The 16,568-nt window shown below is 68.6% G+C and carries 15 protein-coding genes; all 15 read right to left on the bottom strand.

Annotated elements, in window-relative coordinates; genetic code table 11:
• Positions 1–126: 126 nt before the first annotated feature.
• From rarD to ACFWQC_RS16080, 15 genes are read right to left on the bottom strand one after another with little or no spacing between them, the layout of a single operon-like run.
• A complete protein-coding gene (gene rarD / locus ACFWQC_RS16150) occupies positions 127–1,044 on the bottom strand; it encodes an EamA family transporter RarD (RefSeq protein ID WP_378679763.1) in 918 nt (305 codons plus the stop codon).
• A 55-nt stretch (positions 1,045–1,099) separates the two neighbouring features.
• Positions 1,100–2,113, bottom strand: coding sequence for a polyprenyl synthetase family protein (locus ACFWQC_RS16145; RefSeq protein ID WP_378679760.1), 1,014 nt, complete (start codon positions 2,111–2,113; stop codon positions 1,100–1,102).
• Positions 2,110–3,654: an NADH-quinone oxidoreductase subunit NuoN gene (nuoN, locus tag ACFWQC_RS16140; RefSeq protein WP_378679766.1), complete on the bottom strand. Its 1,545-nt coding sequence runs from the start codon at positions 3,652–3,654 to the stop codon at positions 2,110–2,112. Before nuoN ends, ACFWQC_RS16145 begins: the two co-directional genes overlap by 4 nt.
• 4 nt (positions 3,655–3,658) lie before the next feature.
• Positions 3,659–5,080 (bottom strand): NuoM family protein, encoded by a 1,422-nt coding sequence (locus ACFWQC_RS16135; RefSeq protein WP_378679757.1) that lies wholly within the window; start codon positions 5,078–5,080, stop codon positions 3,659–3,661.
• A complete protein-coding gene (gene nuoL / locus ACFWQC_RS16130) occupies positions 5,080–6,945 on the bottom strand; it encodes an NADH-quinone oxidoreductase subunit L (RefSeq protein ID WP_378679754.1) in 1,866 nt (621 codons plus the stop codon). The genes ACFWQC_RS16135 and nuoL overlap by 1 nt, the downstream gene beginning before the upstream one ends.
• The gene (nuoK, locus tag ACFWQC_RS16125; RefSeq protein WP_008356449.1) at positions 6,939–7,244 is read right to left on the bottom strand and encodes an NADH-quinone oxidoreductase subunit NuoK; all 306 of its coding nucleotides are present in this window, start codon (positions 7,242–7,244) and stop codon (positions 6,939–6,941) included. Before nuoK ends, nuoL begins: the two co-directional genes overlap by 7 nt.
• Positions 7,241–7,945 carry an NADH-quinone oxidoreductase subunit J gene (locus ACFWQC_RS16120; protein ID WP_378679751.1) on the bottom strand — a complete coding sequence of 235 codons (705 nt, stop codon included), beginning with the start codon at positions 7,943–7,945 and terminating at the stop codon, positions 7,241–7,243. Before ACFWQC_RS16120 ends, nuoK begins: the two co-directional genes overlap by 4 nt.
• On the bottom strand, positions 7,942–8,481 hold the full coding sequence (nuoI, locus tag ACFWQC_RS16115; protein WP_355231621.1) for an NADH-quinone oxidoreductase subunit NuoI: 540 nt from the start codon (positions 8,479–8,481) through the stop codon (positions 7,942–7,944). Before nuoI ends, ACFWQC_RS16120 begins: the two co-directional genes overlap by 4 nt.
• Positions 8,478–9,815: an NADH-quinone oxidoreductase subunit NuoH gene (nuoH, locus tag ACFWQC_RS16110; protein WP_378679748.1), complete on the bottom strand. Its 1,338-nt coding sequence runs from the start codon at positions 9,813–9,815 to the stop codon at positions 8,478–8,480. The genes nuoI and nuoH overlap by 4 nt, the downstream gene beginning before the upstream one ends.
• A complete protein-coding gene (locus ACFWQC_RS16105; RefSeq protein ID WP_378679745.1) occupies positions 9,761–12,022 on the bottom strand; it encodes an NADH-quinone oxidoreductase subunit G in 2,262 nt (753 codons plus the stop codon). The genes nuoH and ACFWQC_RS16105 overlap by 55 nt, the downstream gene beginning before the upstream one ends.
• The gene (gene nuoF / locus ACFWQC_RS16100) at positions 12,001–13,314 is read right to left on the bottom strand and encodes an NADH-quinone oxidoreductase subunit NuoF (RefSeq protein WP_378679742.1); all 1,314 of its coding nucleotides are present in this window, start codon (positions 13,312–13,314) and stop codon (positions 12,001–12,003) included. The genes ACFWQC_RS16105 and nuoF overlap by 22 nt, the downstream gene beginning before the upstream one ends.
• A complete protein-coding gene (gene nuoE, locus ACFWQC_RS16095; protein WP_378679739.1) occupies positions 13,307–14,053 on the bottom strand; it encodes an NADH-quinone oxidoreductase subunit NuoE in 747 nt (248 codons plus the stop codon). The genes nuoF and nuoE overlap by 8 nt, the downstream gene beginning before the upstream one ends.
• Positions 14,050–15,366: an NADH-quinone oxidoreductase subunit D gene (locus ACFWQC_RS16090; protein ID WP_378679736.1), complete on the bottom strand. Its 1,317-nt coding sequence runs from the start codon at positions 15,364–15,366 to the stop codon at positions 14,050–14,052. The genes nuoE and ACFWQC_RS16090 overlap by 4 nt, the downstream gene beginning before the upstream one ends.
• On the bottom strand, positions 15,363–16,016 hold the full coding sequence (locus ACFWQC_RS16085) for an NADH-quinone oxidoreductase subunit C (protein ID WP_378679733.1): 654 nt from the start codon (positions 16,014–16,016) through the stop codon (positions 15,363–15,365). Before ACFWQC_RS16085 ends, ACFWQC_RS16090 begins: the two co-directional genes overlap by 4 nt.
• Positions 16,013–16,567 carry a NuoB/complex I 20 kDa subunit family protein gene (locus ACFWQC_RS16080; RefSeq protein ID WP_378679730.1) on the bottom strand — a complete coding sequence of 185 codons (555 nt, stop codon included), beginning with the start codon at positions 16,565–16,567 and terminating at the stop codon, positions 16,013–16,015. Before ACFWQC_RS16080 ends, ACFWQC_RS16085 begins: the two co-directional genes overlap by 4 nt.
• Between the last annotated feature and the right edge of the window lies 1 nt (position 16,568).

Below are 16,568 nucleotides of genomic sequence, written 5' to 3'. Positions count from 1 at the left end.
GTGCTGCTTCTGATGTCTAGTAGTGAGAGGGAGTTTCGTATTTGCGTCTTGGTGGCAGCTGGGTGCCGTCTCGACCGACCTGAGTGACGTCTCGGCCGACGGGGGTGACGTTTCGGCGGGGCGGGGCTAGACGGTCGTCGAGCTCGGCGGGGTCACGAGCGTCCGCAGGACCTTGCGGCGGTGGTGGATGGCCTCGGCGCTGAAGATGACCAGGGCGATCCAGACGATCGCGAAGCCGGCCCAGCGGCCGGGAGGCATCGCCTCGTGGGCGATGAAGACGCCGACGGCGAACTGCAGGATCGGCGCGAGGTACTGGAGCAGCCCGATCGTGACCATCGGCACCCGGATGGCAGCCGCACCGAAGCAGGCCAGCGGCACGACGGTGATGACGCCGAGGCTGATCAGGAGGAGTACGTGGAGGGCACCGTGGCCGAAGAGCGTGCCGTTGCCGGTGGCCTGGAGAGCGATGATCAGGGCCACCGCGAACGGCGCCGTCACGGCTGTCTCGACGGCCAGCGACTCGAACGGCCCGACACCGGCGCTCTTCTTGAGCAGCCCGTAGGTGCCGAAGGAGAAGGCCAGGATCAGCGCGACCCACGGCAGCCGGCCGTAGTCGACGGTGAGCACGACGGTGGCCACGAAGGCGATCCCGAGCGCCACCCACTGCAGCTTCCGCATCCGCTCACGCAGGATGATCACGCCCATCAACATCGTGACCAGCGGGTTGGTGAAGTAACCCAGGCTCGTCTCCACGATCCGCCCGTTGTTGACGCCCCAGATGTACGTCACCCAGTTGATCGAGATCACCGCCGCAGCTGCAGTCAGCAGCACGAGCTTGCGCCGGTCGCGCAGGATCGCGGCCACCTGCTGGCGGCGGCCCACGATCAGCACCAGCGCTCCGGCCACGACCAGCGACCACAGGATCCGGTGCCCCAGGATCTCCCAGGCCCCGGCGGGCTCCATCAGCGGGAAGTAGAGCGGGAACGCTCCCCACATGATGTAGGCAGCGGCGCCGAACATCACTCCACGCCGTTGCTCATTCACGTCGCAACGGTACTGCCAGGGCCCGGATACCCTTTACCGAATATCGCGCCCCGGCTCAGACGGAGCGGACGGCGACGATGTCGGCGAAGGCCTCGAGGGCCTTGCGGACGGGCCCCTCGGGCAGCGGTGCGAGGGCGGCCTTGGCTTCCTCGGCGCGGGACTGGACGTAGGCGCGGGCCTCGGTCAGCGCCGGGTGGGCGCGGAGGAGGCCGACGCACTCGGCCAGGGCCGCGTCGTCGGTGAGGTCGCTGTCGAGCAGCTCCAGAAGTCTCGCGTCCCCGGCGTCGGTGGAGCGGCGGGCCAGCAGCACCGGGAGCGTCGGGACGCCCTCACGGAGGTCGGTCCCCGGCGTCTTTCCGGACTCGTCGGAGGCGATGTCGAGGATGTCGTCGGAGAGCTGGAAGGCGACGCCGACGATGTCGCCGTAGGCGAGCAGGGCTTCCTGGATCTGCTTGTCGGCGCCGGCGAAGAGCGCACCGTAGAGCGCCGAGGTGGCGATCAGGACGCCGGTCTTCCCGGCCAGCACCTCGAGGTGGTGGTCGACCGGGTCGACACCCTCGGGCGGCGCGACGCCCTCGAGGATCTGACCCTCGACGAGCTTGGCGAAGGTGGCCGCCTGGATGCGTACGGCCTCCGGACCCAGCTGGGCAGTCAGCTCCGAGGAGCGGGCGAAGAGGAAGTCACCGGTCAGGATGGCGACGTGGTTGTCGAAGCGGGCGTTGGCGGTGTCCTCGCCGCGGCGCACGAGCGCCTCGTCCATGACGTCGTCGTGGTAGAGCGAGGCCTGGTGGGTGAGCTCGACGACGCAGGCGGCGGTGATGACCTCGTCGGCGAGCTTGTCCGGGCCGTACTCGGCGGCCAGCAGCACCAGCAACGGCCGGAACCGCTTGCCGCCGGCCTCCAGCAGGTGGGAGGCCGCTTCCGTGACGAACGGGGAGCTGCTGCGGGCGTAGCCCGCCAGCTTCTCCTCCACGATCGCCAGCCGAGCGCGCAGCCGCCGCTCGAGCTCGGGATCGGTGATCGGGAGGGCGAGTTCAGGGGCTCGGTCGGTGGGTGCGCTGGTGCTCACCCGATGAATCCTCCCGCATCCACCAACAGGCTGAGCACAGGGCCCGGAATTACACCCAACAAGACGGTGGCGACAGCGCTCAGTGCGATCACGACGGTGGTGGCGTACGACGGGGTCACCACCGAGGCCGCGTCCTCGCGTGGGTCGGTGAAGAACATCAGCATCATCACGCGCACATAGAAGAAGATCGCGATGATGCTCGAGCCGATCGCGACCGCGACGACGGGCCACTGACCGGCGCCCAGCGCGGCGGCGAAGACGCCCCACTTGCCGATGAACCCTGCGGTCAGCGGCAGCCCGGCCATCGAGAGCAGGAAGACGGCGAAGGTCGCCGCGACCCACGGGTTGGACCGGCCCAGGCCGGCCCAGCGGTCCAGCGAGTTGACCTCACCGTTGGGCCCGCGCACGAGGGAGACGATCGCGAAGGCGCCGAGGGTCGCGAACCCGTAGGCGGTCAGGTAGAAGAGCACCGCCTGGGTGGAACCGAAGGCGTCGGTCTGCACACCGAGGAGGCCGGTCAGCAGGAAGCCGGTGTGGGCGACGGCGGAGTAGCCGAGCATCCGCTTCACATCGGTCTGGACCACCGCGAAGGAGGCGCCCAGCAGCATCGTCAGCACCGCGATGACGCCGATCGCCGGGCGCCAGATGTCGCCTTCGGCGCCGAAGGCGACGTAGAAGAGCCGGAGCATCGCGGCGAAGGCGGCGATCTTGGTGGCAGCGCTCATCCACGCGGTGACCGGCGTCGGGGCGCCCTGGTAGACGTCGGGCGTCCAGGAGTGGAAGGGCACGGCACCGGTCTTGAAGAGCAGGCCGACGGCCATCAGGCCGATGCCGAGGAGCAGGAGCGGGCTGGAGCCGTCCTCGGCCGCCACCTCACCGATCTCGGCCAGCGACATCGACCCGGCGAAGCCGTAGACCAGCGCGAGACCGTAGAGGAAGATGCCGGAGGAGAACGCGCCGAGCAGGAAGTACTTCAGCGCCGCTTCCTGGGAGAGCAGCCGGCGACGGCGCGCAAGCCCGGTCAGCAGGTAGAGCGGCAGGGACAGCACCTCGAGCGCGACAAAGAGCATCAGCAGGTCGCCGGAGATGCAGAAGAGCATCATCCCGCCGACCGCGAACATCATCAGCGGGTAGACCTCGGTGTGCTCCAGCCCCCGCTGGGAGGCGGTGCGCTCGGCCGGTGTGCCCGGCAGGGCCGCGGCCTGACCGGCGAAGGCGCTCACCCCGTTGTCGAGACGTCGCTCGGCGAAGAGCGCGACGCCGCCGAGCGAGACCAGCAGCACCAGCCCTTGGGAGAAGACCCCCGGGCCGTCGACGATCAGGGCACCCTCACCCGTCGAGGCGCCGAGGCTGGACCCGGCACCGACGGCGACAGTCCCGGCGAGCGCGGCGACCAGGCCCGCCAACGCCAGCGACACCTGGGTGTTGAACCGCGCGGCACGCGGCGCGAAGGCCTCCACCACGACACCGGCGCACGCCACACCCAGCACCAGCAGGACGGGCCAGAGGGTGGCGTACGAAATTCCGGGGGACTCGAACATCGCGTCACTCACCTGCCTGGATGACATCAACAAGAGGAGCCACGACCGGTTGAGCCGCCGAGATCAGCGGTCCGGGGACGAAGCCGAAGAAGAGAAGGGCGACCAGCAGCGGAACGAGCACGCCGACCTCTCGCCGGTTGAGATCGGGGACCGGTTTGGAGAGCTGAGCGGGTCCGGTGAAGATCCGCTGGTAGGCCCACAGCACGTAGATCGCGGCGAGCACGATCGCGGTGACCGCGATGACACCGACCAGCCAGTGGTAGTCGAAGGCACTGATCAGGACCAGGATCTCGGAGACGAACTGGCTCAGACCCGGCAGACCGGCGGTCGCCAGACCGGCGATGAGGAATGTGCCGGCGAGCACCGGCGTCGCCTTCTCCATCCCCCGCATCGACGAGATCGAGGCGGTGCCCTTGCGGGCGATCAGGAACCCGGCGATCAGGAACATCGCCGCGGTCGCGACACCGTGGTTGACCATGTAGAGGATCGCCCCGACCAGGCCCTCACGGGTGGCCGCGAAGATGCCGAGGGTGATCAGGCCGAAGTGCGACAGGGAGGTCAGACCGATCAGGCGGAGCAGGTCGTCCTGCCCGATCGCCAGCACAGCGCCGTAGACGATCGAGATCAGCGCGAGCACCACGACGACGGGCGTCGCCCAGGCGGACGCCTCCGGCACCAGGCCCAGGCAGAGCCGGATCATGCCGAAGGTGCCGATCTTGTCGAGGACGCAGACCAGGAGCACCGAGGTCGGCGTGGTGGCCTGCTCGGTGGTGTCGGCCAGCCAGGTGTGTACCGGGAACAGCGGCGCCTTGACGGCGAACGCGATGAACATCGCCACGAAGATCCAGCGCTCGGCGGTGGTGCCGATGTCGAGCTGGGCGAGGTCGCTGATCAGGTACGACGGCGACCCAGCCTCCGAGGAGACCACGAAGAAGCCGATCAGCGCACCGAGCAGCACCAGTCCGCCACCGAGCTGGAACATCAAGAACTTGAGCGCGGCTCGGGCCCGGTTGGGGCCGCCGTGCTGGCCGATCATGAAGTACGCCGGGATCAGCGTCGCCTCGAAGGCGATGTAGAAGAGGAAGAGATCGCCGGCGGTGAAGGTGAGCAGGGCGAAGGCCTCCAGGGCCAGCGCCCAGGCGTACCACCGCTTGTCGTGGTCCTTGACCGCCGCGACCATCACGAGCGGGACCAGGACGACGGTCAGCATCACCATCAGCTTGCCGAAGCCGTCCATCTCGAGCGCCCAGTGGACGCCGAGCGGCTCGATCCACACCAGATCGGTGTCAGGGGCCGTGAACATCGTGACGATGCCGGCGATCAGGGTGGCGATCGCGAAGCCGAAGGCCCACGCCTTGGGCCGCGCCGGCATCACCGCGGTGATCAGCGCGCCCGCGAACGGGACGAGGACGAGGATTGTCAGCATCAGTTGACCACCAGGATCACGAGGGTCACCAGCACAGTGCCGCCGAGGACGGAGAGGGCGTAGGAACGTACGTAGCCGGTCTGTGCCTTGCGGAGCTCACCGGCGATCGCCGCGAGGGCGATCGGGCCACCGCTCATCAGGCCGTCGACGGCGTACTTGTCGGTGGCGAGGGCACCGCGGGTGATCGCCATCCCCGGCGGCACCACGACGTCCTCGACGTGCGGGACGTGCAGGTACGGAGTCGGCTCGGTCGTGACCGGGCGGCGCCCGAAGACGAACCCGGCGGCCGCGACCCCGATCGCGACGACCAGCACCGCGAGGACGGAGGTCGCCCAGACCGGGAGCGGACCGTGGTGCTCGGCGTGGCCGATCGCGACCACCGGCTCGAGCCAGTGCTCGATCCAGCCACCGAGCGCGAAGACGCCACCGAGGACCGACAGCGCGGCGAGGACGACGAGCGGACCGGTCATGATCCGCGGCGACTCGTGCGGATGTACGCCCTCGGGCCAACGCTTGCGGCCGAAGAAGGCGAGCATCATCAGGCGGGTCATGTAGAAAGCGGTCACACCTGCGGCAAGGAGGGCGATGATGCCGACCAGCCAGCTGTCGGCGAAGGCGACTTCGAGGATCTTGTCCTTGGACCAGAAGCCGGCGAACCCCGGGAAGCCGATGATCGCCAGGTAGCCCATCGAGAAGGTGAGGAACGTGACCGGCATCGCCCGGCTCAGGGCGCCGTAGTGCTTGAGGTTCACGTCGTCGTTCATGCCGTGCATCAGGGACCCGGCGCCGAGGAACATGTTGGCCTTGAAGAAGCCGTGGGTGAGCAGGTGGAAGATCGCGAACGCGTAGCCCGGCCCGCCCAGCCCGGCGGCCAGCATCATGTAGCCGATCTGGCTCATCGTCGAACCGGCCAAGACCTTCTTGATGTCGTCCTTCACACAGCTGACCGCAGCACCCCAGATGATCGTCACCAGGGCAACGACCACGACTGCGGTCGAGGCGGCCTCGGCGGCGTCGAAGATCGCGCTGCTGCGGACGATGAGATAGACGCCCGCGGTCACCATCGTCGCCGCGTGGATCAGCGCCGAGACCGGGGTCGGGCCCTCCATCGCGTCCAGCAGCCAGCCCTGCAGCGGCACCTGGGCCGACTTTCCGCAGGCGCCGATCAGCAGCAGGATTCCGAGCCAGTTGAGGGTGGCCGTGGTGGTGTCACCGATGTCGATCGCCGCGAACGAGGTCGACCCGAAGGTGACGAAGCAGAGCGCGATCGCGAGCGAGAGACCCATGTCGCCGACCCGGTTCATCACGAACGCCTTCTTGGCCGCGGCCGCTGCCGACGGCTTGTGCTGCCAGAAGCCGATCAGCAGGTAGGACGCCAGGCCGACGCCCTCCCAGCCGAGGAAGAGGACGACGTAGTTCTCCGCCAGCACCAGCGTCAGCATCGCGGCGAGGAACAGATTGAGGTAGCCGAAGAACCGGGTGCGCCGCTCGTCGTGGGCCATGTAGCCGACCGAGTAGACGTGGATCAGCGTGCCCACGCCGGTGATGAGCAGCAGGAACAGGCTGGAGAGCTGGTCATAGAGCAGGTCGAACCCGACATTCAGATCACCTGTGTCGAACCAGGTGTAGAGATGCTGGACGACCTGCCGGCTCTCCTCGTCGCGACCGAGGGCGGCGATGAAGAGGACGACGCTGAGTACGAAGGACGCGCCGGCGAGCCCGACCGCGAGCCAGTGGCCCACCCGGTCGAAGAGTGCCGGGGCCAGCGGGCGCCCGATCAGGATCAGGGCCGCACCGGCGAGGGGCAGCGCGATGACCAGCCAGATCAGCGAGAAGACGCCGCTGGCCTCGACAGGGTTCACCACTTGAGCATCCTTGGCTCGTCGACCGAAGCCGTGTTTCTGGTGCGGAAGATGGTCATGATGATCGCCAGCCCGACGACCACCTCAGCGGCCGCGACGACCATCACGAAGAACGCGGTCACCTGCCCGTCGAGGTTGCCGTGCATCCGGCTGAACGCCACCAGGGCCAGGTTGGCCGCGTTGAGCATCAGCTCGACGCACATGAAGACGACGATGGCGTTTCGCCTGGTCAGCACGCCGATCGTGCCGATCGTGAAGAGGATGGCGGACAGGATGACGTACGCCGTGGTGTTATCCGTCATTCGTCCTCTCCTTCGTCCGTGCGACCGCCGGCGAGGATGGCCGGGACCGACTTCGTGCTCTGCGACCCGTCCGGCAGCAGCGCCGGGGTGTCGTTGCTGTTGTGCCGCGCAAAGGTGCCCGGTGGGGGCAGCGGGCCGAGGTGCTTGCCGCTCTTCGCGTAGTCGGCGACCCGCTTCTGGGCCAGGTCTGTCTGGGTCTGCTTCGGGTCGATCCGCTCGCGGTGGGCCAGCACCATCGCGCCGATCGCGGCGGTGATCAGCAGCGCGCTGGTCGCCTCGAAGGCGATCACGTAGCGGGAGAAGAGGAGGTCCGCGAGGCGTTGTACGTTGCCGCCCTCGTTGGCGCTGGCCAGCCCGCGCATCGTGGCGATGCTCGCCTGGCCGACGCCGGCGATCAGCGTCGCGCCCAGCCCGACCCCGAGGATGACGGCGAGCACCTTCTGCCCCGCGATCGTCTCCTTGAGCCGGTCAGAGGTGTCGACGCCGACCAGCATGATCACGAACAGGAACAGCATCAGGATCGCGCCGGTGTAGACCACGATCTGCACCGCGAACAGGAATGGCGCCTCCAGGGTGGCGTACATCATCGCCAGCCCGATCATCACGACCGCCAGCGACAGCGCGGCGTGCACCGGCTTGCGCGCGAACAGGAGGCCCATCGCCGCGATCACCATGACCGAGGCGAGGATCACGAAGCTCATCGAGTCGACTCCTTGGGCTCCGGTGCGTAGTAGGAGGTGTCGTCGTTGCCGAGGAACATCGGGTGCGGAGGCGCCTCCATCCCGTCCTCGAGCGGTGCGAGCAGGTCCTGCTTCTCGTAGATCAGGCTCTCTCGCGAGGTGTCGGCGAGCTCGTACTCGTTGGTCATCGTCAGCGCCCGCGTCGGGCAGGCCTCGATGCACAGCCCGCACAGGATGCAGCGCAGGTAGTTGATCTGGTAGACGCGGCCGTAGCGCTCACCGGGCGAGTAGCGCTCCTCCTCGGTGTTCTCCGCGCCCTCGACGTAGATGGCGTCGGCCGGGCACGCCCACGCGCAGAGCTCGCACCCGACGCACTTCTCCAAGCCGTCGGCGTGCCGGTTGAGCTGGTGCCGGCCGTGGAAGCGCTCCTCGGTCGGCTCCTTCTGCTGTGGGTACTGCTCGGTGACCGGCTTCTTGAACTGCGTCCCGAACGTCACCGCGAACCCGCTCACCGGGTCCCAGAAACGCTCCTTGAACGAGCGGTCGTCGTTGCTCACTTGGCCTCCTCAGGAGAGGGAAGAATGCGTACGCCGTTGGTGGCTGTCGGCGGTCCGAACACCAGCGGCTGGGCGGCACCCCGTACGGCCCCGCCCAGCGGCAGGTCGGGGGTCGGGAAGCCGCCGGTCGGCGTGGTGACCTGGGCTTCCTTCTCCGGAAGCCGGTTGAGGAAGCCCAGCACGACGACCACCGTGACGACCAGACCGAAGCCGAAGAGGATCCAGTCGGGGCTGAAGCCGCCCTCGATCGCGGCCATCTTGATGACCGCGACGACGACGATCCAGGCGAGGCTCGCCGGCAGCAGGACCTTCCAGCCGAGCGACATGAACTGGTCGTAGCGCAGCCGCGGCAGCGTGCCGCGCAGCCAGATGAAGACCCAGATGAAGAAGAACATCTTCAGGAAGAACCACAGCACCGGCCAGTAGCCCTCGTTGGCGCCGGCCCAGACGGTGCCGAGGCCGAGCGGGGCCCGCCAACCGCCGAGGAACAGCGTCGTGGCGAGCGCGCTGACGGTGGCCATGTTGATGTATTCGGCCAGGAAGAAGAGCGCGAACTTCAGGCTGGAGTATTCGGTGTGGAAACCACCGACCAGCTCACCCTCGGCCTCGGGGAGGTCGAACGGCGCGCGGTTGGTCTCGCCGACCATCGAGACGCAGTAGATCACGAAGGACGGCAGCAGCAGGGCGCCGAACCACCAGTCCTGCTGGGCCGCGACGATCTGGCTCGTGGACAGGCTGCCGGCCATCAGGAAGACGGTGACGAGCGCCAGGCCCATCGAGACCTCGTAGGAGATCATCTGGGCGCTGCTTCGCAGGCCACCGAGCAGGGAGTACGTCGAGCCCGATGCCCAGCCTCCCAGCACGATCCCGTAGATGCCGATGCTGGCGATCGCCATCACGAACAGCACCGCGACCGGCATGTCGGTCAGCTGCAGCGGCGTCTGCACGCCGAAGAGGTTGACCTCCGGACCGAACGGGATCACCGAGAACGTCACGAACGCCGGCACCGTGGCCAGGATCGGGGCCGTGATGAAGACGATCTTGTCAGCCTTCTCCGGTGTCAGGTCCTCCTTCAGCGCCAGCTTCACGCCGTCGGCGAGGGACTGGAGCAGACCGAACGGTCCGTGCCGGTTGGGCCCGATGCGGTGCTGCATCCGGGCCACGACCTTGCGCTCCCACCAGATGTTGAACAGCGTCAGCACGACGCAGACGACGAAGACGAGCAGGACCTTGATCGCGATGATCCACCAGGGGTCCTGGCCGAACTGCTCCAGCCCGTTCACTGTGCCCCCTCCACGCTCACGGTCGACCCTGGCGAGGCCAGATCGGCCCATACGCCGCGCCCGAACGAGTTGGTCGGCACCCAGATCGTGCCGTCGGCCAGCTCCGCCGGAAGCGCCGGAAGCGTCCAGCTCCCCCGGTCGCCGGTGACCGTCACGACGTCACCGAGCTCCGCGTGGAGCGCGGCGGGGATGCGTACGAACGCCGGTCGTGCGGTCGCGGCCAGCGCCTTGTCGCCGCTCTGGAGCGTCCCGTTGTCGAGCATCAGATGCCAGGTAGCCAGGTGGAAGCTGCTCCCGTCGGTCGAGCCGCCGGAGCCGCTAGGCGGAGGCGTGTCGAGCGTTGTATCGAGCTTGTCGAGATGACCAACACGGTCCACTGCCGCGCTCGATGAAGCCGTGTTGGTTTCGACACCGCTCGCTGCGCTCGCGGGCTCAACCAGCGAGGTCGTGATGTGGCCGAGGATTTCGGCGTCGGAGTAGGTTCCGGGCTTGTCGAAGACCTTCCCGAACGGGCGGCGGCGGCCTTCCCAGGTGACGAAGGTGCCGGCCTTCTCCGAGGCGGCGGCGACGGGGAGTACGACGTCGGCGCGCTCGGTCACTGCGGTGACCCGCTGCTCCAGGCTGACCACGAATCCGGCCCGGTCCAAGGCGGCCAGGAAGGCCGCCGGGTCGGCGGTGTCGTCGGGGTCGACGCCGCCGATCAGGAGGGCGTCGAGCCCGGCGCGGACGATGGCCTCGGCGTCGAGACCGCCTTCACCGGGGAGCAGGTCTGCCTCGACCGCACCGCGGTCGCCGGCACGACGCGGCACCCAGGCGAGCCGGGCGCCGGTGCGGTCGGCGAGGTCGGCAGCGGCGGAGTAGCCGCCGGGGCTGGTCGCCAGCCGCTCGCCGACCAGGATCACCGAAGCCTCGGTGACACCGCTGACCTGGGACAACGCGTCCTTCTCGGCGCCGGGGGCGGTCAGGACGACCGAGGCTCCGAGCTTGCGCGAGCCCTCCGAGGCGTACGGACTCAGGGTGGTGATCCGCAGGCCGTTCTTGTTGGCCTTGCGCAGCCGGAGGAAGAGCGTCCCGGCCTCGTCCTCGGGCTCGAGGCCGGCCAGCACCACGTGGTCGGCGGCGTCGAGGTCGGCGTAGGTGAGGCTGGTCCCCGCGACGCGTGAGCGCAGGAATCCGGTCTCCTCCGCCGAGAGCGGACGCGAGCGGAAGTCGATGTGCGGGGTGCGGAGGGTGTCGCGGGCGAAGGCGGCGTAGGCCTTCGCGTCCTCCAGCGTCAGCCGGCCACCGGGCAGCACACCCACCGAGCCGGCACCGGCCAGGCCGGCAGCGGCGACGGCGACGGCCTCCAGCCAGGACGCCGGCCGGAGCTCGCCGTCCTCACGGACCATCGGCGAGGTGAGCCGGTCGCGGACGGCGTAGCGGAAGCCGAAGCGGTCCTTGTCGGAGATCCACTCCTCGTTGACCTCCGGGTCGTTGCCGGCGAGGCGGCGCATGACCTTGCCGCGGCGGTGGTCGATCCGGATCGCGGCGCCACAGGAGTCGTGCTCGGCGACGCTCGGGGTCGAGACCAGGTCGAAGGGCCGAGCCCGGAACCGGTAGTCGTCCGAGGTCAGCGCGCCCACCGGGCAGATCTGGATGACGTTGCCGGAGAAGTAGGACGAGAACGGCTTGTCCTCGGCGATGCCGATCTGCTGCTGCGCGCCACGCTGGATCAGCGCGATCCCCGGGTCGCCCGGGATCTCGGCGGCGAAGCGGGTGCAGCGCTGGCAGACGATGCACCGCTCACGGTCGAGCAGCACGTTGGGCGAGAGGTTGATCGGCTTCGGGAACGTACGCTTCGTCCCCTCGAACCGGGTCTCACCCTGCCCGTGGGACATCGCCTGGTTCTGCAGCGGGCACTCCCCTCCCTTGTCGCACACCGGGCAGTCCAGCGGGTGGTTGACCAGGAGGAACTCCATGATCCCCTGCTGCGCCTTCACGGCCGTGGAGTTCTGCGTCTCCACCACCATGCCCTCGGCCACCGGGATCGTGCAGGAGGCCTGCGGCTTCGGAAAGCCGCGGCCGTTGCCGGCGTCGGGGATGTCGACCAGGCACTGCCGGCAGGCCCCGACGGGCTCGAGCAGCGGGTGGTCGCAGAAGCGCGGGATCTCGATCCCGGCCTCCTCGGCCGCCCGGATCACCAGCGTGCCCGCGGGCACGGTCACGTCCTGGCCGTCGATCTTGACGGTCACATCGGTCACTGCACTGCCTCCGCCCATGCGGTCGACTTCTTGGCGTCGAAGGGACAGCCACCCTGCTCCAGGTGAGCCAGGTACTCGTCCCGGAAATACTTGATCGAGCTCGTGATCGGGCTCGTCGCACCATCACCGAGCGCGCAGAACGAGCGGCCGAGGATGTTGTCGCACTGGTCGAGCAGCAGGTCGAGGTCCTCGGGCTTGCCGTCGCCCTTCTCCAGCCGCTCCAGGACCTGCACCAGCCACCAGGTGCCCTCACGGCACGGGGTGCACTTGCCACAGGACTCGTGCTTGTAGAACTCCGTCCATCGCAGCACCGCGCGCACCACGCAGACGGAGTCGTCGAAGATCTGCAGCGCGCGGGTGCCGAGCATCGAGCCGGCCGCCTGCACGCCTTCGAAGTCCAGCGTCACGTCCAGGTGCTCCTGGGTGAACAACGGGGTCGAGGAGCCACCCGGGGTCCAGAACTTCAGCTCATGCCCCTCGCGTACGCCGCCGGCCAGCTCGATCAGCTTGCGCAGCGTGATGCCGAGCGGTGCCTCGTACTGTCCGGGCTTCTTGACGTGACCCGAGAGGGAGAAGATGCCGACGCCGGCCGACTTCTCGGTGCCCATGCCGGCGAACCAGTCGGCGCCGTTCTTCACGATCGCGGGCACCGAGGCGATCGACTCGGCGTTGTTGATCACGGTCGGGCTCGCGTAGAGACCGGCGACGGCCGGGAACGGCGGCCGCAGCCGCGGCTGACCGCGGCGCCCCTCGAGCGAGTCGAGCAGCGCGGTCTCCTCACCACAGATGTAGGCCCCGGCACCGGCGTGCACGACCAGCTCGAGGTCGTAGCCGGAGCCGTGGATGTCCTTGCCGAGGTGGCCGGCGGCGTAGGCCTCACGGACGGCAGCCTGCAGCCGCCGGATCACGTGCAGCACCTCGCCGCGTACGTAGATGAAGGCACGCTCCGCGCGGATGGCGTAGGAGGAGATGATCACGCCCTCGACGAGGGTGTGGGGCGAGGCCATCATCAGCGGGATGTCCTTGCACGTGCCCGGCTCAGACTCGTCGGCGTTGACCACCAGGTAGCGCGGCTTGGGGTTCTCGGGGTCGGGCGCCGGCAGGAAGCCCCACTTCACCCCGGTCGGGAATCCGGCGCCTCCACGGCCGCGGAGCCCGGAGTCCTTGACCATCGTCTGTACGTCCTCGGGCGCCAGCCCGAGAGCGACATCGAGCGCGTCGTAGCCGCCCTGCTCGGCGTAGGCGGGCAGCGTCCAGGCCCGCTCGTCGCCCCAGTTGGCGGTCAGCACCGGCGTGAGCGTGTCAGTCATCGGACGCCTCCTCGGCGATCGTCTCCGACTCGGCGCGACTGGTGTCGGCCACCTCGACGGCCTCGGGCAGCTCCTCCGGCACATCGGCGGAACCGTGCGTGTCACCGGGCGCCGCCCAGCCGCGCTCGCGCGCGAGGTCCAGCCCGACCAGCGACGCCGATCCGGCGGCGGGCCCCTCGTCGACGAGCCCGTCCTCGAAGCCGGCGAGGACCCGCTCGGCCTCGCGCCAGCTCGTGATCCGCGCACCGCGCGAGGCCACGACCTCGCGGCCCTCACGCAGGTCGTCGACCAGCTGCGAGGCCGACTCCGGCGTCTGGTTGTCGAAGAACTCCCAGTTGACCATCACCACCGGCGCGTAGTCGCAGGCCGCGTTGCACTCGATGTGCTCGAGCGTGATGCTGCCGTCTGCCGTCGTCTCGTCGTTGCCGACCTCGAGCTTCTCGCGCAGGCAGGCGAAGATCTCGTCGCCGCCCATGACCGCGCACAGGGTGTTGGTGCAGACGCCGACGTGGTGGGTGCCGACGGGATGACGCTTGTACATCGTGTAGAACGTCGCCACCCCGCTCACCTCGGCCGGGGTGAGGCCCAGGACCTCGGCACAGGCCTGGATCCCTTCGGGCGTGACCCGGCCCTCGACCGACTGCACCAGATGGAGCATCGGCAGCAGCCCGGAGCGGGCCTGGGGATAGCGAGCGGCGATCTCGCGCAGCTCGTCGTAGGTCTCAGCAGCAAGCGTCATCGGTCGACGCCTCCCATCACCGGGTCGATGGACGCGATCGCCACGATCACGTCGGCAACCATGCCGCCCTCGGACATCACGCTCGTGGCTTGAAGGTTGGTGAACGACGGGTCCCGGAAGTGGACCCGGTAGGGCTTGGTGCCGCCGTCGCTGACCACGTGGGCGCCGAGCTCTCCGCGCGGCGACTCGATCGCGACGTACGCCTGACCTGCCGGCACCCTGAAGCCCTCGGTGACCAGCTTGAAGTGGTGGATCAGCGCCTCCATCGACTCGCCCATGATGTGGCGGATGTGGTCGAGGGAGTTGCCCTGGCCGTCGGGACCGACGGAGAGCTGCGAGGGCCAGGCGATCTTCTTGTCGGCCACCATGACGGGGGCGCCATCTAGATCGGCGAGCCGCTTGAGAGCCTGCTCCATGATCCTCAGCGACTCCCACATCTCGGCCAGCCGGATCCGGAACCGCCCGTAGGAGTCACAGGTGTCCCAGGTGATGACCTCGAAGTCGTAGTCCTGGTAGCCGCAGTAGGGCTGGGTCTTGCGCAGGTCCCACGGATAGCCCGTGCTCCGCAGGATCGGGCCGGTCAGACCGAGCGCGAGGCAGCCCTCCAGGTCGAGGTAGCCGACCTGCTCCAGGCGGCCCTTGAAGATCGGGTTGGCGTTGCAGAGCGCCGCGTACTCGGTCAGGCGCTTCTTCATCAGCTCGATGAACTCGGTCACCCGCGCGACGGTGCCGTCCGGCACGTCCTGGGCGACACCGCCGGGACGGATGTAGGCGTGGTTCATCCGCAGGCCGGTGATGAACTCGAACAGGTCCAGGCACAGCTCACGCTCGCGGAACCCGATCGTCATCACGGTCAGCGCGCCGAGCTCCATGCCACCGGTCGCGATCGCCACCAGGTGGGAGGAGATCCGGTTGAGCTCCATCAGCAGGACCCGGATGACGTCGGCCTTCTCCGGCACCTCGGCACCGATGCCGAGCAGCTTCTCCACCGCGAGGACGTACGCCGTCTCGTTGAAGATCGGGGACAGGTAGTCCATCCGGGTGACGAACGTCGTCCCCTGGGTCCAGGACCGGAACTCCATGTTCTTCTCGATGCCGGTGTGGAGATAGCCGATCCCGGCACGCGCCTCGGTGACCGTCTCGCCCTCGAGCTCGAGGATCAGCCGGAGCACCCCGTGCGTCGAGGGGTGCTGCGGGCCCATGTTGACGACGATCCGCTCGTCCTTGACGTCCTTGAGGGCGTCGGTCAGCTCGTCCCAGTCCTGGCCGGTGACGGTGAACGTACGGCCCTCTTCAGACTCTGTCGCGGTCATGAGTAGCTCCTGCGAGTGTCGGGCGGCGGGATCGTCGCGCCCTTGTATTCCACGGGGATCCCACCCAGCGGGTAGTCCTTGCGCTGCGGGTGGCCCGGCCAGTCGTCGGGCATCAGGATCCGGGTCAGTCCGGGGTGGCCGTCGAAGACGATCCCGAACATGTCGTAGGTCTCGCGCTCGTGCCAGTCGAGTGTCGGGTAGATGCCCACCGCGCTCGGCACGTGCGGGTCCTCGTCGGGAGCCGAGGTCTCGACCCGCACCCGGCGGTTGTACGTCATCGAGAGCAGGTGGTAGACCGCGTGCAGCTCGCTGTGCTTGTTTTCTTGGCCTTGGTCAGCGGGGTAGTGCACCCCCGAAACCCCCGAGCAGAGCTCGAAGCGCAGCTCGTCGCGGAGCACCTGCAGGACCTCGAGCAGCCGCTCGCGGCGTACGTGGAAGGTCAGCTCGCCGCGGTGGATGACCGCCTCCACCTCGGCGAAGGCCAGCGCGTCGGCGATCTCCTTGAACCAGCCGCCGTAGGGCTGGACCCCGACGTCGCTGGTGCGGCTCGGCAGCGCGTGCTGGCGGGTGAGACCGCCGTAGCCGCTGGTGTCGCCGGTGTCGTTCACGCCGAACATGCCACTGTTCTGGCCACTGTTCTGCTCGCTCACCGCAGAAGTCCCGTCTGGTCGATCAGCGGCAGCTGGCGCAGCGCCGCGGTCTCGTTGGCGACCTCCTCGCGCTCGGCGTTGACGCCCAGCGAGGTGCCCTGGATCTTGTCGTGGAGCTTGAGGATCGCGTCGATCAGCATCTCGGGGCGCGGCGGGCAGCCGGGGAGATACATGTCGACGGGCACGATGTGGTCGACGCCCTGGACGATCGCGTAGTTGTTGAACATCCCGCCGCTGCTGGCGCAGACGCCCATCGCGAGCACCCACTTCGGCTCGGGCATCTGGTCGTAGATCTGGCGCAGCACCGGCGCCATCTTCTGGCTCACCCGGCCCGCCACGATCATCAGATCGGCCTGCCGCGGACTCGCGCGGAAGACCTCCATGCCATACCGGGCGAGGTCGTACTTCGGCCCGCCCGACGTCATCATCTCGATGGCGCAGCAGGCCAAGCCGAACGTGGCCGGCCAGAGACTGGCCTTGCGGAAGTAACCCGCGAGCCCTTCGACGGTGGTCAGCAGAACACCGGAAGGCAGCTTTTCTTCGAGACCCATG

The sequence above is a fragment of the Nocardioides sp. NPDC058538 genome, from assembly GCF_042719275.1.
Taxonomy (GTDB): domain Bacteria; phylum Actinomycetota; class Actinomycetes; order Propionibacteriales; family Nocardioidaceae; genus Nocardioides.
Note: the sequence above shows the minus strand (reverse complement) of the source record. Positions and strands in the feature narration are given on the sequence as shown.